This is a genomic window from Sodalis ligni (assembly GCF_016865525.2).
Lineage (GTDB): Bacteria > Pseudomonadota > Gammaproteobacteria > Enterobacterales > Enterobacteriaceae > Acerihabitans > Acerihabitans ligni.
On the sequence record NZ_CP075169.1, the window covers coordinates 6,032,065 to 6,054,620 of the forward strand.

At 53.1% G+C, this 22,556-nt stretch carries 21 protein-coding genes and 1 rRNA gene; 13 read left to right on the plus strand and 9 right to left on the minus strand.

What is annotated here, in order from left to right; translation table 11 throughout:
- The first annotated feature begins 277 nt into the window (after positions 1 to 277).
- Together gntK and edd are read left to right on the plus strand one after the other, a co-directional pair.
- A complete protein-coding gene (gene gntK, locus GTU79_RS28015; RefSeq protein ID WP_203523746.1) occupies positions 278 to 802 on the plus strand; it encodes a gluconokinase in 525 nt (174 codons plus the stop codon).
- Between the two features lie 358 nt (positions 803 to 1,160).
- On the plus strand, positions 1,161 to 2,972 hold the full coding sequence (edd, locus tag GTU79_RS28020) for a phosphogluconate dehydratase (RefSeq protein ID WP_203523747.1): 1,812 nt from the start codon (positions 1,161 to 1,163) through the stop codon (positions 2,970 to 2,972).
- 104 nt (positions 2,973 to 3,076) lie between these two features.
- Here edd and metA read toward each other — a convergent pair whose 3' ends face one another.
- The 7 genes from metA to GTU79_RS28055 all read right to left on the minus strand — a co-directional run bounded on the left by metA (position 3,077) and on the right by GTU79_RS28055 (position 9,748).
- Positions 3,077 to 4,006: a homoserine O-acetyltransferase MetA gene (gene metA, locus GTU79_RS28025; RefSeq protein WP_132924494.1), complete on the minus strand. Its 930-nt coding sequence runs from the start codon at positions 4,004 to 4,006 to the stop codon at positions 3,077 to 3,079.
- Positions 4,007 to 4,257: 251 nt separating this feature from the next.
- Complete coding sequence (locus GTU79_RS28030; protein WP_203523748.1) at positions 4,258 to 6,183, minus strand: sigma 54-interacting transcriptional regulator; 1,926 nt, start codon at positions 6,181 to 6,183, stop codon at positions 4,258 to 4,260.
- A gap of 82 nt (positions 6,184 to 6,265) precedes the next feature.
- Complete coding sequence (locus tag GTU79_RS28035) at positions 6,266 to 7,237, minus strand: 2-keto-3-deoxygluconate permease (RefSeq protein ID WP_132924490.1); 972 nt, start codon at positions 7,235 to 7,237, stop codon at positions 6,266 to 6,268.
- Positions 7,238 to 7,452: 215 nt separating this feature from the next.
- A complete protein-coding gene (locus GTU79_RS28040) occupies positions 7,453 to 8,616 on the minus strand; it encodes a UxaA family hydrolase (RefSeq protein ID WP_203523749.1) in 1,164 nt (387 codons plus the stop codon).
- A gap of 12 nt (positions 8,617 to 8,628) precedes the next feature.
- The gene (locus GTU79_RS28045) at positions 8,629 to 8,919 is read right to left on the minus strand and encodes a UxaA family hydrolase (RefSeq protein ID WP_132924488.1); all 291 of its coding nucleotides are present in this window, start codon (positions 8,917 to 8,919) and stop codon (positions 8,629 to 8,631) included.
- 168 nt (positions 8,920 to 9,087) lie between these two features.
- Entirely contained in the window at positions 9,088 to 9,516 is a 429-nt protein-coding gene (locus GTU79_RS28050; RefSeq protein WP_214513574.1) for a GntR family transcriptional regulator, read from the minus strand.
- Positions 9,491 to 9,748 (minus strand): GntR family transcriptional regulator, encoded by a 258-nt coding sequence (locus tag GTU79_RS28055; protein ID WP_214513575.1) that lies wholly within the window; start codon positions 9,746 to 9,748, stop codon positions 9,491 to 9,493. Before GTU79_RS28055 ends, GTU79_RS28050 begins: the two co-directional genes overlap by 26 nt.
- Positions 9,749 to 10,477: 729 nt before the next feature.
- On the opposite strand from GTU79_RS28055, the gene GTU79_RS28060 reads away from it, so the two are divergent.
- From GTU79_RS28060 to GTU79_RS28105, 10 genes are all read left to right on the plus strand, one after another.
- A complete protein-coding gene (locus GTU79_RS28060) occupies positions 10,478 to 11,296 on the plus strand; it encodes a substrate-binding periplasmic protein (protein ID WP_132924484.1) in 819 nt (272 codons plus the stop codon).
- Positions 11,297 to 11,358: 62 nt separating this feature from the next.
- Entirely contained in the window at positions 11,359 to 12,153 is a 795-nt protein-coding gene (locus GTU79_RS28065) for an amino acid ABC transporter permease (protein WP_203523751.1), read from the plus strand.
- A gap of 53 nt (positions 12,154 to 12,206) precedes the next feature.
- A complete protein-coding gene (locus GTU79_RS28070; protein WP_165934205.1) occupies positions 12,207 to 12,818 on the plus strand; it encodes an amino acid ABC transporter permease in 612 nt (203 codons plus the stop codon).
- A 34-nt stretch (positions 12,819 to 12,852) separates the two neighbouring features.
- Positions 12,853 to 13,575: an amino acid ABC transporter ATP-binding protein gene (locus GTU79_RS28075; RefSeq protein WP_476749683.1), complete on the plus strand. Its 723-nt coding sequence runs from the start codon at positions 12,853 to 12,855 to the stop codon at positions 13,573 to 13,575.
- A 40-nt stretch (positions 13,576 to 13,615) separates the two neighbouring features.
- Positions 13,616 to 14,794, plus strand: a complete 1,179-nt coding sequence (locus GTU79_RS28080) for a M24 family metallopeptidase (protein WP_203523753.1) — start codon at positions 13,616 to 13,618, stop codon at positions 14,792 to 14,794.
- 193 nt (positions 14,795 to 14,987) lie between these two features.
- A complete protein-coding gene (locus GTU79_RS28085) occupies positions 14,988 to 16,247 on the plus strand; it encodes a Zn-dependent hydrolase (RefSeq protein ID WP_203523754.1) in 1,260 nt (419 codons plus the stop codon).
- Positions 16,248 to 16,266: 19 nt separating this feature from the next.
- A complete protein-coding gene (locus GTU79_RS28090) occupies positions 16,267 to 17,271 on the plus strand; it encodes a hydroxyacid dehydrogenase (protein WP_132927946.1) in 1,005 nt (334 codons plus the stop codon).
- Between the two features lie 98 nt (positions 17,272 to 17,369).
- Positions 17,370 to 18,278, plus strand: coding sequence for a hypothetical protein (locus GTU79_RS28095; RefSeq protein ID WP_203523755.1), 909 nt, complete (start codon positions 17,370 to 17,372; stop codon positions 18,276 to 18,278).
- Complete coding sequence (locus GTU79_RS28100) at positions 18,265 to 19,356, plus strand: Ldh family oxidoreductase (RefSeq protein ID WP_203523756.1); 1,092 nt, start codon at positions 18,265 to 18,267, stop codon at positions 19,354 to 19,356. Before GTU79_RS28095 ends, GTU79_RS28100 begins: the two co-directional genes overlap by 14 nt.
- Before the next feature lie 14 nt (positions 19,357 to 19,370).
- Complete coding sequence (locus GTU79_RS28105) at positions 19,371 to 20,639, plus strand: hydantoinase/carbamoylase family amidase (RefSeq protein WP_203523757.1); 1,269 nt, start codon at positions 19,371 to 19,373, stop codon at positions 20,637 to 20,639.
- Positions 20,640 to 20,739: 100 nt separating this feature from the next.
- Here the strand turns inward: GTU79_RS28105 and GTU79_RS28110 are convergent, their stop codons facing one another.
- Positions 20,740 to 21,324, minus strand: coding sequence for a CGNR zinc finger domain-containing protein (locus GTU79_RS28110; protein ID WP_203523758.1), 585 nt, complete (start codon positions 21,322 to 21,324; stop codon positions 20,740 to 20,742).
- Positions 21,325 to 21,462: 138 nt separating this feature from the next.
- Here GTU79_RS28110 and GTU79_RS28115 point away from each other — a divergent pair, with 138 nt between their 5' ends.
- The gene (locus GTU79_RS28115) at positions 21,463 to 22,344 is read left to right on the plus strand and encodes an alpha/beta fold hydrolase (protein WP_203523759.1); all 882 of its coding nucleotides are present in this window, start codon (positions 21,463 to 21,465) and stop codon (positions 22,342 to 22,344) included.
- Positions 22,345 to 22,406: 62 nt separating this feature from the next.
- Here the strand turns inward: GTU79_RS28115 and rrf are convergent.
- Positions 22,407 to 22,522 (minus strand): 5S ribosomal RNA (rrf, locus tag GTU79_RS28120).
- Between the last annotated feature and the right edge of the window lie 34 nt (positions 22,523 to 22,556).

Below are 22,556 nucleotides of genomic sequence, written 5' to 3' on the forward strand. Positions count from 1 at the left end.
CAGGGTAGAGCGTCTAAAATTGAGCCAAAACAGGCAGAACATCCTAACATAAGTTAAGCGGGAGCGAAGATGGCGGCTCATGAGACTTTTTCAGTTATCGGCTGATAGTTTAAAAAAACGCCACTTAATGTAAAAGTTATGTTTCATAATGCCCTTATAATTTGATGTCGATCACAGAAGAAAATAAAAGTCGTTGATGCCGCTAGAAACCGATAAAAAAACACGCATAATGTTACCGGTAACATCAATGAACTTTAGCAGGCCTCGGAGCCCTACGATGACAACTACATCCAACCATATCTTCGTTTTAATGGGCGTTTCAGGCAGCGGCAAATCCGTTGTAGCCAGCGCCCTGGCCCGCGAGCTTTCGGCCGCGTTTCTGGATGGCGATTTCCTCCATCCCCGCGCCAACATTGAAAAAATGGCGGCGGGCCATGCGTTAAACGATGATGATCGCGCGCCCTGGCTGGCGGCGATTAACGATGCCGCTTTCGCCATGCAGCGCACCAACGCGGTCTCCATCATCGTCTGTTCGTCGCTGAAAAAGCGGTATCGCGATCGCCTGCGGCAGGGGAATGACAATCTCTCCTTCATCTATCTCAAGGGCAGCTTCGAGGTAATTGAAGAACGCATGAAGGCCCGTAAAGGCCACTTTTTCAAATCCGAGATGCTGGTGACCCAATTCGATACTCTGGAAGAACCCGGTGCGGACGAACCCGATGTATTCGTAGTCAATATCGCCCAGCCGGTGGAAAAAGTCATTGACGATACCTTGAATTATATCCGGCAGTTTAATCAGTAAAACGCCGGCTGAAGCCGGCGACCGACGTTGCCGAAACCGCGGTTTCTTCAAAGGATGTAAAGGATTTACATTCACACAGGCCGGATGAGCCCGACTTTTGGCATCCGGCTTTTTAAGTTCTGTGTAGCTGAAACGATTCAACATCGAGGTATGCCAATTTGCACCTCGGTTAAAAGCAACAAAAGAACCGGCCTTACTGGGGGCCGACCGATAACAGCGCCATCAGACGGTTCCGCCACCGACCGATTTTAATAATAAAAGCGTAAAGCATCCTGATGTGCCGTCGGACCACAAATTCTGTTGTTCAGCGCTGCCCGCGAGGGCGGCCCTGAACCGTTCAATCTTAAGTGAGGCATGTATGAATCCTACCGTAGCCCGTGTAACGCAACGTATCATCGACCGTTCAACAGCCACCCGCGCCGCTTACCTGGCGCGCATAGACGATGCGCGCACCAAAACGGTCCACCGCGCCCAGTTAGCCTGCGGCAATCTGGCCCATGGTTTTGCTGCCTGCCAGCCCGACGATAAAGCCGCGCTGAAAAGCCTGACCCATAATGACATCGCCATTATCACCGCCTATAACGACATGCTGTCCGCCCATCAACCCTATGAATATTATCCGGAACGGTTGAAAGCCGCTTTGCATAGCGCCGGCGCGGTAGGCCAGGTGGCGGCCGGGGTTCCGGCCATGTGCGACGGTGTAACCCAGGGCCAGGACGGGATGGAACTCTCGCTCATGAGCCGCGAAATCATCGCCATGTCGGCGGCCATCGGCTTATCCCACAATATGTTCGATGGGGCGCTTTATCTCGGTATCTGCGACAAGATAGTCCCGGGCCTGGTGATGGCGGCGTTATCTTTCGGCCATCTGCCGGCGGTGTTTGTACCGGCCGGCCCCATGGCCAGCGGTTTACCGAATAAGGAAAAAGTCCGGGTCCGGCAACTCTATGCGGAAGGGAAGCTTGACCGGGCCGCCATGCTGGAAGCAGAAGCCGAGTCTTATCACAGCGCCGGCACCTGTACGTTCTACGGTACCGCCAACTCTAACCAGATGGTCATGGAAATGATGGGGCTGCATCTGCCGGGTTCCTCCTTTATCCAGCCGAACACCCCGCTGCGTGACGCCCTCACCGATGCCGCAGCCGTCCAGGTTACCCGTCTGACGGAAAACAGCGGCAATTACCTGCCCGTCGGCCGGTTGGTGGATGAAAAGGTCATCGTGAACGGCATTGTGGCATTGCTCACCACCGGCGGTTCCACCAATCACACCATGCATCTGGTGGCCATGGCCCGCGCCGCCGGCATCATCATCAACTGGGACGATTTTTCCGAACTCTCCGATTCGGTGCCTTTGCTGGCGCGGATATATCCAAACGGCCCGGCGGACATCAATCAGTTCCACGATGCCGGCGGTGTCCAATTGGTGATTCGCGAACTGCTGAAAGGCGGATTGCTCAATGAAGACGTCAATACCGTCGCCGGATTCGGCTTAAGCCGCTATACCCTTGAACCTTGGCTGGATCAGGGTACCCTGGCCTGGCGCGAAAGTCCCGAGACTTCCCTGGATCCGAAAGTGATTTCCACGCTGGAAAGCCCGTTCGAGCATCATGGCGGCACCAAGGTGTTGGACGGCAACCTGGGGCGTGCGGTAATGAAGACCTCCGCCGTACCCATCGCCAACCAGGTTATTGAAGCGCCGGCGGTGGTATTCGAAAGCCAGCATGACGTCGGTCCGGCCTTTGATGCCGGGCAGTTGAATAAAGACTGTGTCATCGTGGTGCGTTATCAGGGCCCCCGCGCCAACGGGATGCCGGAGCTGCACAAGCTGATGCCGCCCCTGGGCGTCCTGCTGGATCGCGGTTACAAAATAGCGCTGGTGACCGATGGGCGTCTTTCGGGCGCCTCGGGCAAAGTGCCCTCGGCAATCCACGTCACGCCGGAAGCCTTTAACGGCGGGTTGCTGGCGAAGGCCCGCACCGGCGATATGGTGCGGGTTAATGGCGTTACCGGCGAGTTGTCCCTGCTGGTGGAAGAAAGCGAACTGGCTCAACGTACCGTCGCGTTGCCCGATTTAAGCGCCGGCCATATGGGCAGCGGGCGGGAACTGTTCGGCGCCCTGCGCAGCCAGCTCTCCGGCGCCGAACAGGGTGCTAGCTGCATCGTCGTCTAAGCGCAAAAATCCTTACCCTACGATTCCCGGCCGAGCCTGGCCGGGATAGTTTCTCTGCCGGCCGTCCATGGCCCTCACCGCGCCCCTTGTATGTTTGTGGGACATCAATCGATGGTGGGGTTCATATTGCGTAAATCGAACGGCGTGATCTGATAAACGTAATAATTGAGCCAGTTGGCAAACAGCAGGTGCCCGTGGCTCCGCCAGCTCGCTTTCGGCGTCAGATCGGGATTGTCATCCGGGAAATAATTAACCGGCAGCAAGGGATCCAGGCCGGCGGCCAGATCCCGATGATATTCGCCGGCCAGGGTCAGTGCGTCATATTCAGGATGTCCGGTGACAAAGGCCAGCCGCTTGTCTTTACTGGCGAACAGATACGCCCCCGTTTGCTCGGACTCCGCCAGGATCTCCAGATCGGTATACCGGCGGATGACGTCGGTGGGAAAATCCGCATAGCGGGAATGGGGCGCCAGAAAGGTCTCATCAAAACCACGGGTCAGCAACGCGTGGGGCTTAAGGGTATTGTGCTGGTAAACGCCGGCCAGTTTTACCTGGCGGGTCATTTTAGGAATATCGTACAAAATATTCAGCGCGGCTTGTACCGCCCAACAGACAAACAGGGTTGACGTGACATGATCCTTTGACCATTGCAGGATCCGGGCGATCTGCGGCCAGTAAACCACATCGCTGAAATCCACCAGCCCCAGCGGCGCCCCGGTAACCACCAGACCGTCGTAGTTCTGATCCTGGATATCCTCAAAGTCGCAGTAAAAGGTATTGAGATGCTGCGCCGGCGTATTTTTCGACTCATGGCTGTCGATGCGCAGCAGTTGAATATCGATCTGGAGCGGCGAATTGGATAACAAACGCAGGAATTGGTTTTCCGTCTCTATTTTTTTCGGCATCAGATTGAGTATCAGAACCTTCAACGGACGAATTTCCTGTGTGCTGGCGCGGGAAGTCGTCATCACAAAGACATTTTCATTGCGCAGAAAATTTACTGCCGGCAACTCATCAAGAACCCGAATCGGCATAACCTTAGAACCTCAAAGCATACGTTTATACGTTTAGACATCCAGATGCCCGACCATACCGCTTTTGCTAAATGATGTCGAGTATTCAACCATAAGTTGAAAATGTTTCATCTTAATCACTATTTTAGCTGATGGATTTTTTAGCGGCCGTATTTTTGTAATGGTTTGATTAAATGATGAAATAACTGTTTTCATGCGTGAAAGGCAGGCTGGGGCACCAGGATGCCCGGCAGTTTTACCGCCGGCATCCCCTAAGGTTTCATTAGCCAGCGGTTGATTGAGGTACGATCCACATCCAGCATCCGTGCGGTACGGCTTTTATTATAACCTTGCCTGGCAATGACCCGCTCCAGTATAGCCCGGCGGATCTGTGCGTAATTACCCTCCAGCAAATCGCATTGGGTACAGGCTTTTTTCCCCAATTGCTGTTGCCCGCCGGCGAGATCCTCGATGTAGAGCGCGGCCTGCTCGAGATCCAGCGTATCGCCGACGGCTGAGAGCGCCAGACGCTCCATAATATTGCCCAGCTGCCGTGCATTGCCAGGCCAAGAGTAACGAGTCAGGAATCGCCACAGATTGTCCGCCAGACGCAGCGGCGGCAAATCATAGCGCCGGCGATAACGGCTCAGCCAGTATTCACCGATGGCGCGGATATCTTCCGGCCGTTCGCGCAGCGGCATGGCGGTAATCTTCAGTACGTTGATGCGGTAATAGAGGTCTTCGCGAAAACCGCCTTCCTCGACAAATGTCTGGATGTTACGGTTGGTGGCGGCGATGATGCGCACATCGATGGGAATAATACGATCCGAGCCCAGGCGTATCAGCTGGCGTTCTTGCAACACCCGCAGCAGTTTTGATTGCAGGCTTTTGTCCAGCTCGGTGATTTCATCCAGGAACAGCGTACCGCCATGGGCCAGTTCAAACAGTCCGGTTTTGCCCTTGCGCGACGCGCCGGAAAATGCCCCCTCCACATAGCCGAACAGCTCGCTTTCCAGAATATCCGGCGGGATGGCCCCGCAATTTACCGGCACGAACATTTTATCCCGGCGCTCGCTGGCATTATGAATGCTTTGGGCAATGATCTCCTTACCGGTGCCGTTCTCGCCAATCAGCAAAATTGTGGCATCGGTCTTGGCATAGGTTGCCGCCAGCTGCAGCCGGCGGGCCATTTCAGGGTGGCCGGTGATAAAATCGTTGAAACCATAACGGGCCTGGAAATTGCGTTTTTCCGCTTCCTTAAGGCGTATCGCCTGCTCCTCGCCGCGTACGGTGGCGGCTTTTTGCAAGGTGATAATCAGCCGGTCGGTCTCGCCGTTTTCAACAATGGGCGTTACCTTGGCCAGGAGGGATCCATAGGCGCTGCTATCGATAATCAGGCTTTCGTTCACATCATAGTGTTCGTTAAAGCGGGATAAAGACCCAAACGCCAGGTAGCGTTGCAAGTTATCCCCGGTACGCTGCGTCAACCCAAGCATGGACATCGCCTGGCTGTTGCTGTGCAGGATTTCTCCCCGCCCGTTGACGGTGATAATGGCCTTGCTCACCGCATCAATCAAGGTTTGCAGCTGGCGGTTTTCCACACGCTGGCGCGCCAGCCCCCGATAGACCGTAATGGCCTCTTCCAGCGCCCGTTCAATGGACTCCACGCCGGTACTCAACAGCGTGCAACGCTCGGCGGGAAGGTCGAAATAATCAGTGCTAATGGCATCACCGATAAGCCGCTCCACCTCGCCGTTGGCCATTTGCTGATGCACCTGCCGGCGAATACGTTCGATGGTGGGCAGCGACATATCCGGCACGGTAAAAATTTTCAGCGGAATATTCAGCATCGCGGCGATTTTACGGCTGCCGTTGATGACGCTGACGTAACCGACGATGCCAATGCAGGTTTGGTTACGATAAGGAGCCAAGGCGTCAATGATATCGTAAGCGGAGGTTTTTATTTCGATAATGGGCTGCTTTATGCATTGTTCCAGCAATCTCACCATGCCGCCGCGGCTGATAAAAATATCGTAATCTTCCAGCGGTAAATGCTTCAGGGTCTCTTTAATCCCGGTCAAGCTGGATTCCACAATGGTAATGTTGGCTTTACCGGCATAATTGGCTTTAATGCCGGCAATATTTTCGGTGAGATCGGCGGTGGGTGAGATAATACAAAAATGCGGAAGCTTCTTCATTACACAATGTCCCATAAACAACTTCCGCACGATGATAAAGAGATAAGAAATATTTACCGTTAGCCGGTCCCGTTATTTACATTTAGGTCCTTGCTTTTTTGGGAATCATTTGATGTTTTTTTTCCAAGCGTAGGGCCTCTTTTTTAGCGACCCAGGCGCTCAGCAACGGCGTCAACAGCGAGGAAACGATAGTGGATGCCGCCACCTGCGGCGTCGCCACCGCCACTAATCCCGCCATGCTGTGATCGACGCTGGCAATGGCCGCCGGTGTGGCTACCGCGTTGCCCGCGGTGGTTGACACCGCCGCGCCGGCAATGCCGCTGCCCCCCGCCAGGCGCGAAACCAGGATATTAAAGACGCCGCCGATGACCACCGTCATCACGCCAAGCAATACGCCCGACAGCCCGGCTTGCAGCAGCGTCATAAAATCGATATTGGTGCCCAGGCCAAAAGAGAAGAAGGGGATCAACATACCGCCGCCGCTTTTCAAAAAGGCACGCATCTCCTCATCCAGATTACCCAATATCACGCCGATAATGATAGGAATGATTACCGCGATAAAATCCAGCAGCGGAATCGACACCAAGCCGGCGGTGCCCATCGCCACCATGGTGAGAAACGGGCCTTCCAGCACTGACAGTACCGCAATGGCGCCGCGATCGGTTTCATTACCGTATTCTTTGGTAAGCGCCGCATACAGGCCCATATTGGCATTGGTCATGGCGGAAATAATGGCCAGGCCGGACAGCCCGAACAGTCCGCCCTCTCCGCAAAATTTCACTACCGCCAGACCAATGACGATACCCACCACCAGTTTTGACAAGGTAATAGCCGCCCCTTTTTTCAAAGCCTGTGGCGCGGCGTTAAAGCGGATTTCCGCTCCCATACAAATAAAGAATACCGCCAGGATCGCCATCGAACCGTGGGATAACGCGGTGGTAAAGCTGCCTATTTCCAGGGCTCGGGGGAAAAATGTTTTAAATAGGGCGCCGATAATCAGCGGTATGACCATCATGCCGCCCGGAAATTTTTCCATTGCTCGTTTGATTTTCATTTCAGCCTCTTATAAAGGAGCTTGTTGACATAGCGCACGGCCGGGGCAGGTTGCCAGATCGTAAACTCGCCGTGAATACGTCCTTGTAGGCTCGATCCGCGCCATCCCTGGCGCGGACGGTTTACTCTTCCGGCAGCCTGTCCCGTCTTATTGACTCCGAATACGTCTGTCAGCAGTCTGAAGGGACGTTACCGTTCCTTGGGGCCTGAATATATTCAGAAGGAAGGCGCAATTTTATAAATCGAGAACTCATCATGGCCGAGTTCTTCCGCTTTGGTGCTTTTTCCGTTGGCAACCTTCAGTATTTCATCAAATACCCGTTGTCCCATCTCCTCAATGGTGGCTTCTCCGCGCATGGCCGCTGAAACATCAAGGTCGATGTTATCGCTCATTTTGGCGTAGGTGGCTTCGTTGGCGGTGATTTTAATCACCGGCGCAATGGGCGTGCCGGTAGGACTGCCGCGCCCGGTGGTGAATACGATCAAATTGGCGCCCCCCGCGACCTTGCCGGAGAGTGATTCAATATCCTGCCCCGGGGTGTCCATCACCCACAGCCCATGGCCCTGTGGACGGTCTGCGTATTTCAACACTCCCTGCAGCGGCGAATGGCCCGCTTTATGGATGCAGCCGAGGGATTTTTCTTCAATGGTGGTCAAGCCGCCTTTGATATTGCCCGGCGTCGGCTGGCCGCCGCGAATATCCTCGCCTAATGCCTTGGCCCGCTGCTCGCAGTCCAGCACCATATCGATGAATTCTTTCGCCACCCGCGGGTTGACGGCACGTTTGGCAAAAACCTGCTCCGCGCCGATAAATTCGGTGGTTTCCGACAGCATGGCGGTGCCGCCTTCCGCAATCAGCCGATCGCAGGCAACCCCCAGCGAAGGATTGGAGATCAGCCCTGAGGTAGTATCCGAACCGCCGCATTCCATACCCAGCGTCAGTTCGGCAAGGGAAATCGCCTCCCCCTGCTGCATCGACAGCTCCTGGGCATAGGCCCGGGCCAGGGAAATACCTTTAGCCTGGCAATTAAGCGTGCCGCCTTCGCCCTGGATGGTCACGCAGCAGACCGGTTTGCCGGTTTTGCGTATTTCATCGGTAACATAGGTGGGCTCAGCCCCTTCGCAGCCCAGCCCCACCACCACCACCGCACCGACATTACCGTTGGCGGCGACGTTGATCAGGGTTTTTACCGTGAGTTTGGCATCGCTGGCTATTTGACAGCAGCCGAAATTATTATTTATCCACACGGCGCCTTTAACCTGCAGGCTGATATCGCGCGCCACTTTATTGGAACAGGCGCTGGTGGGTAAAATCAATACATGGTTACGGATGCCGACGGATCCGTCGGGACGGCGATAACCTTTAAATGTCATGCTCATGCTTATCTCCTGTTATTGCCAGTCGCCGCGGCCGCGTTCACTTTCCACATTGTGCACGTGGACATACTCGCCCCGTTGAATGGGCGCGGTGCTGCGGCCTATGGATTCACCGTATTTATAAACTTCGCCGTGCAAAGCGATATCGGCGATGGCGAATTTGTGCCCGAACGGCACATCCTGGCGCAAAGACACATCGATAAAACGATTGTCGATGGCAACCGTGGCGTTTTCTCCGGCGTGGAGGGCTATCAGGGCAACGGCAACGTTGTCCTTGCCATTGATGACGACTGCGTTATTTTTCATGGGTGGTCCTCTTTATAGCTACATTGCTTCCGGGCTATAGAGAGCAACCATCATGCCATGATATTAAGCATATGATATTATTGAATTTTTAATAAAATAAACGTTTCGGGGTAAAAAACCTGCGGGATATAGCCTCAGGTGATGCGGATATTTGCCTCACTTTTTACATCAGAGGCTGGTGTATTTTTCGATTATCGAAATCCTGATATTGTCAATATGATGCGAGACCTCCAGGGCGGCCTGCTCCGCGTCCCCCTTTTCAAGGGCGGCAATGATAGCCATATGTTCATTCAGGACGGGCATCATGCGCTTATCCACCCGTTTGAGTGAAAACATCCGGGTTTTGCGCCGTAATTCATCTATCATCTCCGCCAAGAGCTTGTTTTCGCAATAATGGACAATCAGCCCGTGCAATTCCGCATCCACAATCTGGTGCTCATAGCTGGAAGGGTCGCCGGCCTGCCTGAGCTTTTCCAGCCTGACCTTCAGCAGCGCCAGCTTATTCAGGGGGATTTTGCCGGCTGAGCGGGCCGCCGCCTCGGTTTCCAGCAGTCGTCTGACGTGGAGAATCTCAAGAATTTCCTCGAGGGTCACCATGCGGACAAAAGCCGATTATTGGACTTACGCTCGAGGATTTCTCTCCTTCAAGCCTGTGCATCGCTTCACGTAGCGGGGTCCTGGAAATACCGAGACGGATAGCTAGCGCCCGCTCTTGTATCTGCTCGCCCTGCTTTAGCTCCCTGGCAATGATCAAATCCAGCAGCGCTTCATAAGCCTGATTGCCAAGACCGCCATTACCGCCATCCAATAATGCTGTTTTATTTGTCATTTATTTTATCTTTCATGAAATTAAAAGAGGGAGTGGGAGACTGGCCATATCAGACGGAATACCATAGGTATATTAATCTATTAACTCTTAGCAGGATGTCAACGTTTATTGGAAACCATGGCCAAGCATTGGCGGATGTGTGATCAGGCCGGCGAATTCTTTTGCACAAAAATAAATCAATAGCACTGACTTGGTGCGTTTAGCTGCTGAATCACTTGAAACAGGCGAACGCATTCGCTGCTGAAAAGTGAATAAAACCCGGCGGGGAAAAATATTTACCTTATAAAAAGGGATTCGTTGAAATACTCTCGCGGTGAAAAAAAAGGCAGCTATTGGCCGGACTATATCATCATTACAAAAACAGGCGAGAGGACCGGAAGAATATCTAGCTGAATTATAATAAATTTTAAAATTATTGCGCTAAGAATTTCGTGGGAATTGTTTCTTTATCGCGCAGGGCCTCAAGGCATCGGTACAATTTTTATACGCCTGCGCTGCCGTTTTCTTGTGCTGGTTAGGAAAATTTGGCATTTATATTGCTTTCAAAAAATATACCATTTTGATACCAATCGATCATACCAGGTTAACCAAGAGGAAAAGTATCATGGGTAATCTTTGATTCAACTGGTATACCACTTGGATACCAAAATAACATGATGATAGCTATGAAAAAATAAAGCGGCCCAAACGGCTGATAAGCACAATTATCCATATGATAAGGGTAACTCCATGCATTTACTGTCGATTTTCACTCGGAAAGAGTGCAGAAAAATAGGCGCGGCAATCTTATTTGTATTGGGATTCGCGCAATACGCCGCTGCGGCGGATAGCGCGGTCGACACTATTTTGTCAAAGGGCGAGCTGCGCGTTTGCTGGGCTGAAGACAATCCCTATTCCTATAAAGACCCCGCCACCGGTAAATGGGAAGGATTTGACCACGATATGGCCGTTGATCTCGCCAGCGCCATGGAAGTCAAACTGGTGGATGTCGATTCAACGTTTAAAACCATCATAGCCAGCGTGAAAAATCACGAGTGCGACATTGGCGGAGCCGCGTTATTCGACACCATGAAACGGGCTGAAGTCGTTCTTTTCACCGATCCCCTTTCGTATGAAACCAGCGGCGCCTTTGTCAAAAATGATTCTCCCTATAAAACCTACGCCGATTTGGACAAGAAAGGGAAGGTGCTGATTTCCAAAACCGGATCCGCATCAGGTGATTTCGCCAAACGGTTCTTCAAAAACGCCGAAATACGGTTTGTCGCTTCCGACAACAGTTCGGTAGACGCGGCGGAAGTGGCCAACGGCCGGGCCGACGCATGGTGGGTTTCCTACACCTCCACATCACGCATGCTCCAGCAGAACCCACAGTTCGGCATGCGGCCTCTGGGTGAAAAACCGCTGGATCGCGTAGGCATTGTCTGGGCAATCGACCTGAATGAATATCATCTGCAGCAGGTAATCAATGTGTGGCTGCGGGGACAGCTCAATTCCGGACGTACGGCCGAGCTATGGAAAAAATGGTTTGGCACCGACTATGTCCAGTAAATAATCACGAGTGCCGAGTCAACCGGCACTCCCTACTCTTCATATCGGTATGAGGACGCTGTATGACCGAGTCAGCCATAATCGCTAAACGTAAAAAGATTGATACGCAAAAAATCGTCGGTACCGTCATCGTTATTCTTTTATTCGCGTTTATTTTATATAACGTGAAATGGAGTTTTGTACGCACCCTCGATTTCTCCGTGATTTATCAATATTGGCGGTTATTGCTCAAGGGACTTTCCATGACGGTGCTTGTTACGCTGGTCTCGGTTATAACCGGCCTGCTGAGCGGCATCGTCCTGGCTATCCTCAGCCAGCTTCCCTTCCGGATAATCAAAATCCTCATCGCTGTCCATGTGGAGATCTGGCGTTCCACGCCGCTGCTGGTGCAAATCTTCTGGATCCATTTCGCCCTGCCGCAAATCACCGGTATTCCCACTCCGGCTCTGGTTTCCGGCATTATAGCCATGACGCTCCAGTCAAGCGCCTATCTAACGGAAATCACCCGCTCGGGCATTGAAAGCATCCCCGAGGGACAATGGGAAGCGGCGAAGGTACTGAATCTTTCAACAAGAACCACATGGCTGCGGGTCATTTTGCCTCAGGCGCTTAGATTGATGCTGCCGGCGCTGTGCAATACCGTTCTCAGCTTTTTTAAAGGCTCCACCATACTTTCCGTTCTGGCCATCAGCGAATTAGTGACAGTCAGTAATAATATTGCCAGCTTTACCTTTAGGCCCATTGAGATCATCACTTTTTCCGGCCTGCTCTTTTTTATTATCGGCTATGGATTTTCGTACCTAAGTTCCAGGCTTGAGAAAAGGCTGTCGCAATCATCTTTATGGGACCCCACATGAATTTCCACTTTTTTGTTATTGAAAACGCTTGGAAAATCCTTGCGCAGGGTGCCGTGACAACCTTTTTAAGCTGCTGCCTGTCGCTGGCGCTCGGTATGGTGCTTGGCGCGGTATTATGCTGGGGAAAGATGCAAGGCAGCGGCCCTCTCTATCGGGTTTCGGTTATCATTATTGAAACCTTCCGGACCATTCCTGAATTGATTCCCATATTTTGGATATACACCTGCGTCCCGTTTATTTTTGATGTGAAATTATCCGCCTTCTCCTCCGGCATCCTGGCATTAACGCTCTGCAGTGGTGCTTTTCTTGCCGAAATATTCAGAACGGGCATCTTGGCTATACCGAAAGGGCAATTTGAAGCCTGCGCGGCGCTATCCATACCCAGGGTGGAGAAATGGAAAACGGTTATTATTCCTCAAGCGGTGAAAGTCGTTTTCCCCGCGTTTGTCAATTTCACCAGCGATCTCGTCAAAATATCCAGTTTACTCTCAACCATCGGTATCGCTGACTTATCTTATGAAGCATCCGTCATCAGCGGTGAAAATTATCGTTACCTCGAAATCTATACCCTGGCCGCCGTCTATTATTTGCTCATGATAGTGCCGCTGAGCCTGTATGGCCGTTATTGCGAAAATCGCAGCAAATATCATATGGCGAGGACTTAAGATGCGTATGAATGCGGATATTCCTTCCTCGCATATTGTCATATGCCAGGAAGTAAAAAAATACTACGGTAATTTTTGCGCCCTGAATGACATCTCCCTGGAATTCAAAAGAGGAACCGTCACCTGCGTTGTCGGTCCCTCAGGCAGCGGCAAATCCACCTTCCTGCGGACGTTAAATGCCCTTGAACCCATCGATGCCGGCGAGATTTTCATAGACGGCATTCGGCTGGAACACAACGCCGCTTCGGCTCGAGCCATACGCAAAGATGTGGGTATGGTTTTTCAAAACTTCAATTTATTCCCGCATCTGAGCGTGAGAACCAACGTCACCCTGGCGCCGGTAAGCGCCCTGGGACTGGGCAGGAAAGAAGCGAATTCACGGGCGGAGCAGCTCCTGGCCCGCGTCGGCCTGGCCGATCAGATAGATAAATACCCCGGCCAACTGTCGGGCGGACAACAGCAACGGGTCGCCATAGCACGGGCGCTGGCCATGGCGCCGGCCCTGATGCTGTTCGACGAACCTACCTCTGCCCTTGACCCGGAAATGGTATCGGAAGTGCTCGTGGTGATGAAAGAACTGGCCGAAAGCGGCATGAGCATGATTGTCGTTACCCACGAAATGGGATTTGCACGCGAGGTGTCGGACCGGGTCATCATGATGAATGATGGACAGGTAGTGGTTGATTTACCGCCGAAGGAATTTTTCAAACCGGCCAATGACGCAAGACAATCAGCGTTTCTCTCCAAAGTGCTTTGAGGCAAAAACAGCCGGCACTCTCTCATAAGGAAAAAGTGAAATGATAGATAAGAACTTAATCGGCAGCATCCCCCAAGGGGGCGATTCGGCCTTTCCCAAGCAGGAATTCGACAGCCGTATCGCGAAACTCCAGGCCATTTTAAGGGATAAAAGTATCGACTTATATCTCACCAGCGGTGCTGAAAATATATTCTATCTATCCGGCCAGCAAACCCCTGGTTATTACATTTTCCAGTGTCTGGCAATTCCGGTACAGGGAGAACCCTTCCTGGTTCTGCGCGAGCTGGAGTCCTATAACGCCCGCTTCAATACCTACCTGGAAAGTTTATACGGTTACGGCGACGGCTTCTCTCCCGCACAAGCCCTGGCTTCGGCCATTGAACAGGAAGGGTGGAAAGGCAAACGCATCGCTATCGATAGAAGCGCCTGGTTTCTCACGGTGAATATTTTCGCCGAACTTGCCGCCCGCCTGGGGGAAATGCAGGATGGCAGCGGTTACGCCGAATCGCTGCGCCGGGTGAAAAGTCCTCTGGAAATCCTCGCGCTGGAGGAAGCGGCGCGGGAAAATGACGCCGGTATGCGGGCAGGAATACAGGCGGCCAGAGCCGGTGTGGATGAAAACGCCATTGCCGGCGCGATTATGGGCGCGACCATCGCCGCCGGTTCGGAATATATGGGAATGGAACCCTTTGTCACGTCCGGCCCGCGATCCGGCGTTCCCCATACCACCTGGCGCCGTCGCGTGATCCAATCTGGCGATGTGGTGGTATTGGAAACCGCCGGTTGCCATCACCGCTACCATGCCGCGCTTTTTCGCACCATCATGGTGGGGGATGTCCCGCAACAGGCCCGCGATTGGCATAACATCACCCTTGACGCCCTCGCCGCCGCCATGGCAGCCATGAAACCCGGCAATCTGTGTTCCGATGTCCATGATGCGGCGCAGCGGGTGATTGACGCCGGCGGCGCCACGAATGCCTATAGGAAGCGGACCGGGTATAGCATGGGTATCTCTTTTGCCCCTGACTGGGGTGAAGGCAATATTTTACATCTTAATAAAGGCTACGATGTGGAATTGGTTGAAGGCATGGCCTTTCATATTCCCATCACCCTGCGGGAATATGCTCGATTTACCGTTGCCTGCAGCGAAACGGTCATCGTTACGCGGGACGGATGCCGGCCGTTAAGTAAAATTCCTCGGGACTTGATTAATATCTAAATGAACAAGCAAACGTATTTTTTTTAACGTCCTGAAACTTATCGGTAATGGCTTCTGTAATAAATCAGGAGAGCATCAGCAAGTCATTGGTATACCAACGGTATTCATAAATCGCTAGGATCTGGAATATGATGAATTTCAATCTGTTTCGACTTCATTACAACGCCTTAGCGCGCCTTGGGATGGTTTATCTATGATTGAACCTGATGTGGAACTGGCGCGAACTTTGTTCAAGGAGCTCTATGCTATCGGCTACGACGGCATTGGCGTCACGCGCGACACGTATGGGCCGGGGGAACAGCGCGCCCATGACATTATCCGGCGCCATGGCACCGGGCTTGGCCTCGAGTCCCGTATTGATGCGGCGCTGAATCTTTACCTCACCCTGCCCGGCCAGGAACGCGGCCTGCCCGCCGTACTGGCCGGTTCCCATCTGGATTCCGTCCCCCGCGGCGGCAATTACGATGGCGCGGCCGGGGTTATCGCCGGCATGTCGGTATTGGCTTCCTGGATAAGGTGCGGCCGGCAGCCGAAACGCGATGTGACCGTTATCTGCATTCGCGCGGAAGAGAGCGTATGGTTCCCGGTCTCCTATATCGGCAGTAAGTCTGCCTTAGGATTGTTGCCCCCCGACGCCCTGGAGGCGGTTCGTTTTGATACCGGCAAGACCCTGCGCGGACACATGGAGGATCAGGGCGGATTGCCTGAAAAAGTATTGAACGGAACGCCTGCCGTTTCCGGCGATACCGTTCGCGCTTTTATTGAACTGCATATTGAACAAGGCCCGGTCTTGATCGAAAGCCGACATGCTATCGGTATTGTGACCGGTATTTGCGGTAGCCTCAGATACCGCAGCGCGGCCATCAACGGCCAGTACGCCCATTCCGGCGCGACGCCCAGAACCCATCGCCATGATGCCGTGGTGGCGTTTGCCGAACTGGTCCATGGACTGCAAGACAAATGGCGGATGATGGAAGCGGAAGGACATGAACTGACGTTAACCTTCGGCCAGGTCAATACCGATGCAAAACAGTCGGATTTCAGCAAGGTAGCGGGATATGTCCTATTTTGCATTGATATCCGCTCCCGTGATGGGGATACCCTGGAACTGATGGATTATTACGTTCGATGTGCCGTAGCGGATATATCCGCGCGCTATGCCGTAAATTTCTCGCTGGGGGAAAAAATTCGCAGCCAGCCGGCAATAATGGATCCGGCATTGCGCCATAGGTTAACAGCCTGTGCGAAAAACAGGGGTTTGAAATTCCATGCGATGCCGAGCGGCGCGGGACATGATGCCGCCATGTTCGCCAACGCAGGCATCCCTACCGCCATGATTTTTATTCCCAACGCCAACGGCAGCCATAATCCGGATGAAATGATGGAAATGGATGATTTCAGCAATGGCGCCCGAGTGCTATCCGATATTTTATGGGAAATATCCAACCAATAGTCATTATCCGGAATACTTGATGAAGCAGCCAATTTGTTTAATCACCCATCCCATTCACGACGATGGCATCTCGCTATTAACCGCCGCGGGTGTTGATGTGCGATTTGCCTATGATTGCGATGACGACGCCTTGGCAAAAGCGCTTTCATCGGCGGACGCGGTGATTACCCGAGGGGAGATCAAAAGCAAATGTATCGATGGCGCGGACAGCCTCGCGGTAATAGCCAATCATGGTTCAGGCACGGACAGAATTGATATCAACTATGCCCATGGGAAAGGCATTTTGGTAGTCAATACGCCGAACTGTAATGCCCTGTCCGTCGCTGAACACACCCTATTGTTAATGCTGGCCCTGTCCCACAAACTGCTTTGCGCCGATATGGCGGCACGCCGGGGGGATTGGGATTTTAAGTTCACCGGCATTACCCATTCTTTATCCGGCAAATCCCTGGGTATTATCGGTTTTGGCGATATCGGACGGCAGGTGTGCAAAATGGCGATAGGTGGCTTCGGAATGCAGGTCTCGGTCTGGTCTCCCCATGCCCACGCCGCCGATATCACCGCCGCGGGCGCCGCCCCGGTCGGCAGTTTAGTCGATCTGCTGGCAAACGCCGACATCATCAGCCTGCATCGCCCGTTGCGCCCGGACACGTTTCACACTATCGATGGCGCGGCCCTGGGGAAGATGAAATCCACCGCGTTGCTTATCAACACCTCCCGCGGCGGGCTGATAGACGAAGACGCATTATACCAGGCCCTGCTGGAAAAACGCATTGCCGCCGCCGGTTTGGATGTGTTTGAACATGAACCCCTGCTGCCCCGCTCGCGGCTGGCCACACTGCAAAATACCCTGTTGACGCCTCACATTGCCGGCTCCACCCAGGAAGCCTTGCGAAAGACGGCCATCTGCTGCGCCGAACAAATTGTTTCGGTGTTCAAAGATATTAGGCCTCCTCATCTCTTGAATAATGAGATATGGCAGTCACGGCGAAAACTCGGCCATAAGCGCCTGCTCAAGGATTAACGCCAGCGAATAACGGCTTTTGTCTTTTCAATAATATAAGCTGCCCGGCCGTTGAATAGGGCAATTATGCCCAATATCCCAATATAGAGGGAGGGAAAATGTATCCTTTAGTCAAAGTGGTATTAAGTATTGACGGCGATCCGGATCCTGTACTTAATCCCGACCCCGATGCCGTCGTTTTTCGCAAATACCATAAAATGCGATCCCTGGTGAATGAGTATTGTGATGGTAAAGCCGTCATGACGGTTCACAGCAGCCCGGTATTTCGGCAGCGGTTTATCAGCGACCGGTACATGGCGTTTTGGCGAGAGTGGACAGCCTCGGGCAAGGACCTGGCCCTGCATATCGAGGATGATTTATATCGCTTACCCTCCTCTGAGTCCTGGCAGCCGAGTATTTTTCACCGTCCGGAAACGCTGTTTGACATTATCAAGACGATATTGGCGCGGCTCAAAGAAGGGAAAATCGACTGTTGCTGTTTCCGCGGCGGATCAAACGGACATTCCCTGACCCTTGCGGAGTTTTTAAAAACCCAGGGCATTATCGCCGATCTGAGCTGCGCGCCGGGGCTTTACTGGCAAGAGCGCGGCGTCAACTGGCAAGGCGCGCCCGCTACCGCCTATTTTGCCCTGGACGGTAATCTCTCGGCCCGGGGCGCCGCCGACCAAGGAGCAATACTGATGATTCCCTTGGGCTGGGACGGTATCATCCCTGAAGACCGGCGCCGCCCCACGGTAAATTACCTGGCGAACGAAACCAGCGCCTTAGAGCAGTTGAAACGGGTCTGGGGTGCCATTGCCCGCCGGGCAACGGATAGCGGTCAACCGCAGGTAGTCTCTTTCCTCTGCCATACCTATTCCGTGGAAAACGAATTTTTGAATCAGCAGCTTAAGACAATGCTGGTCCATATCCGTCAGCACGGCGGCCAATTTATTTCCATAACCGAGGCATTGGAAGACACAAGGCAGCAATATGCCGGAGGCCATGGCTCACATGGATATGAATAATATTCAGCCCAGGCGGTACCACCGCATTGGCATCACCGTCCTAACCGGGTTTATCAAAGATATTTTCATCGCCAACGGCTGCAGTGAAAGCAATGCCCAAATTATGGCGAACGTCTGTATTGAAGCGGATTTACGCGGGCATTCCATTCAAGGTATCGATCATATCTACTCTATACTGCGCGACCTGGCCAATGGCGTTTTAAAAGGCGATGCCGCCCCGCGGGTTATTTCCGACACGGGCGCAACGCTTTTAATCGATGGCGCGGGATGCCCGGGATATGTGGGAGGTGTGTTCGCTGCGGAACAGCTCATTGAAAAAACCCGCCGTATGGGCACGGCTTCGGCGGCCCTGCAGGATGCCGGGGATCTCTTTATGCTGGGATACTATGCCGAGCAGTTCGCCCGGGCCGGCCTGATTGGTCTGGTATTTACCAATACCTGGCCCCCGCGCGTACACCCCGCCGGCGGTATCGATCCGATCCTGGGCACCAACCCCTTGGCCATCGGCATCCCTACCGGAGGAAAGCCGATCGTGTTCGACTCGGCCACAAGCACTTCCGCCATCGGACACGTCAGGCTTGCAGACTATCATGGCGAAAAAATTGCGCCGGGCATCGCATTAAATGCCGATGGCGTGCCGACCACCGATCCCGGCGAGGCGCTGCAAGGAGCGCTTACCCCCATGGCCGGCCATAAAGGGTTTGGGCTGGGACTATGCATCGCCCTGCTCTCCGGGGCCATGGCGGGCGGCGAGCTGGGTTCCCGGCTGGATATAGTGGCCCGCTCCAATGACCGGAGCCTGGGCAAAAGGAGTCATCTGTTTATTGCCATCGATCCCGCGGCTTTTGGTGATCCCACCGTCGCCCGCAGCCGTGCGGATACCTATTTGTCGGAAATAAAAGCGGGCAGAAGGATGCCTGGCGTCGATGAGATATTGATGCCGGGTGAACGCTCGGCCAGGGCCCGCACATACAATCTCAGGCAGGGAGTACCAATTCTGGCGGAGGTCTGGGACAGGATCTGCCGTTTCGCCGCGGATGCGGACGTGGCAATCCCCTCGGTAACAGGTGAACGATGATGAGTCAGCGCGAAATGAAATCCTTACAAGAGAGGGTGGATGCTATCACCCAAACCATCAAGTCCGGCAGATTATGGGACTCTATTATGGAAATGGCGAAATACGGCGCCACGGCCAACGGCGGAGTGAACCGGCTGGCCCTGACTGAAACGGACAATGCTGTGCGCATCATCCTCATGGAATGGATAAATCGGCCGAATTATCATTTTTTTGTCGATGCGATAGGTAACCTGTTTATCCGCCGCGACGGCGCCACGCCTTCCCTGGACCCGGTAATGACCGGCTCTCATCTGGATACCCAGCCCTCCGGGGGGAAATTTGACGGTATTTACGGCGTCCTGGCAGGCCTGGAGGTATTCCGTACCCTGGATGACCTGGATATGGCCACCGTCCGCCCGCTTGAATTAGCGGTTTGGGCCAATGAAGAAGGCTGCCGTTTTGTTCCGGGATGCATGGGGTCGGCCTGCTTTGCAAAGCCTGATGATTTGCCACACTGGCTGGCCATCACCGACGATGAGAGCATTACCGTCGCACAGGCGGTGGCGCGCTATCATAAGACACTGTCGGGGATCCCGCATCGTCCGCTGGGTACCCCTGTGCATGCCTATGTAGAAGCCCATATTGAGCAGGGACCGGTACTGGAAAATACATCAGCCACCATCGGCATCGTAAGCGGTATTCAGGGATGCAGGGATTTTCAGGTCACTATCAGCGGTATGGAGGCCCATGCCGGCACCACGCCGGCATCATCCCGCCAGGATGCCATGAAGACGGCGGTATTGCTGTTGCGCGATCTTTATACCGTTATGGATTCGGCCGGTGATGAGTGCCGTTTCACCGTCGGCGCTTTCCAGGTGTATCCCAACAGCAGCTCTGTCGTACCGGGCCAAGTTGTCTTTAACATCGATTTACGACACCCCTTGCAATCTTCATTGACGGCATTGGGCAATAAAGTCATAGAGTTATGCGATAAGCATACGGGCCGGTGCAGCATCCGGGCGAAAGAGCTCAGATGGCGTAAGCCCGTTGAATTCAGTAAAGTCCTGCCCGATTTGATTCAAAACGCCGCCCATCGTCTTAAGCTTCCGAATCGGGTATTACCCTCCGGTGCCAGCCATGATGCCGTCAATCTGCATTTGTGCTGTCCCACGGGAATGATCTTTGTCCCCTGCGAAAGAGGCATCAGTCATAATGAAAAGGAAAACGCTGCCCTTGCCGATCTGCACGCCGGCACACAGGTACTGGCGGAGGTGTTATATCGCCTGGCCGAAAATATCCCATGAAGCAAAGCTATTGAAAACGGAGCACAGCATGTGGGCTTTGCCGCTGTGCCTCCTGTTTTCCGTTTTCTTTTTGGGAGCAATTGGGCGGGATAATTGTTATTTATTCAGCGTCTTTCTGATTTTGGCGGAATTTGGCCACCTTATGCCGGTTTCCACAAACCGCCATGCTGCACCAACGACGCCGGTGGGACTTGGTTTTATCATAAAACCAAAGGCAGCATTCATGATTTTCGCATTCACGCACCAGGCCGAAATCAACATTGGCCAGTAAATCCGCCGCCTGTTCCGCCAACGGACCGAGCAGTTGTCCAGCGGTTTGAGGTTGATAAATACGCGCGGTGCTTAATACCCCTTCCTCACTTATCTTAAGCGCAGGATAGCTGCATGACTGCGCCAGATAATCATTCAATTTACTGATTGTTAAGGGTCGCCCGGCCTTTTTGCTTGCAACCAGTTCCCGTACCGTCTCGCGCAGAGTTCTGGCCTCATATAACAGGCTGTCCTGGATATCCATTTTTTCCGCATCAAGCAACAGACCGGCCTTTGACAACCAGAGTTTAACGTCATCACTGGTATGCCAAAGGTCGCATTGCTTTCCGTCAATCATCTCTACCGTATTGAGCAGATCCAGCGCCGTATGATCGGCGAGAAAACGCGGGATAGCGTTCGGCATGGCATTTTGCATAGTGATGTTGATCTCCGAAACTGACTCCCCACCATTGTAACCAATAAAAATCAACTTGACTAGTTACATAATGCAGGCATACTGCTTTCAGATAACTAGTAATAATACATTTTAACGGTTACAAAAAAGAGGTGCCATATGACTGTCAATACCCATTTCCCCGTTCATTATCAATTTATAAATGCCGATGGTGTCCGCGTTTTTTATCGTGAAGCAGGCAATGCCGATTCGCCAACCCTCCTGCTGCTGCATGGCTTTCCCAGTTCGTCCCACCAGTTTCGTGAGCTGATTCCCTTATTGGCGGATAAATTTCATCTTATTGCTCCCGACCTTCCCGGCTTTGGTTTCACCGAGGTTCCTGCCGAACGCAACTATGCCTATAGCTTCGATGCCCTGGGTAAAACGCTGGTCCATTTTGTAGATGCGCTTGGCTTAAAGAGCTATGCCTTGTATGTGTTCGATTACGGCGCGCCAGCGGGTTTGCGCCTGGCCTTGGCTTATCCCGAACGCGTGACGGGACTTGTTTCGCAGAATGGCAATGCCTACCTTGAAGGACTTGGGGATGCCTGGGCGCCGATTCAGGCTTATTGGGCCGATCCTTCTCAAGAGAACCGGCAGACTGTTCATGATGCGGCGTTGAACTTTGATGGGATTCGCTGGCAATATATTCACGGTGTGCCGGAGAAGACATTAAACCGTATTGCCCCGGAGTCCTATTTTTTCGATAACTTTCTGCTATCACGCCCCGGCAACACAACCATCCAGCTCGATCTGTTCCTGGACTACGCCAACAATCTGAAGCTGTATCCTGATTTCCAGGCGTTCTTTCGTAAAACCAAGCTGCCGACGCTGGTAATCTGGGGAAAACACGATCCTTTCTTTATTCCGCCAGGTGCCCATGCCTATAAATCAGACAATCCGAATGCGGTCGTCGAATTGCTGGATACCGGCCATTTCGCGTTGGAAACCCATGTGGAATATATTGCACAACGAATCCGTGAAACGATCGGTGGTGAGTAAGCCCGAAGGATTTAGCAGGCAGAAAGCCCTCTGTTTTCACAGAGGGCTTCGTTCAATTGGATGCCTGGCAGTTCCCTACTCTCGCATGGGGAGACCCCACACTACCATCGGCGCTACGGCGTTTCACTGCTGAGTTCGGCATGGGGTCAGGTGGGACCACCGCGCTAGTGCCGCCAGGCAAATTCGTTATCCAACCGTCATCTTTCAACGAT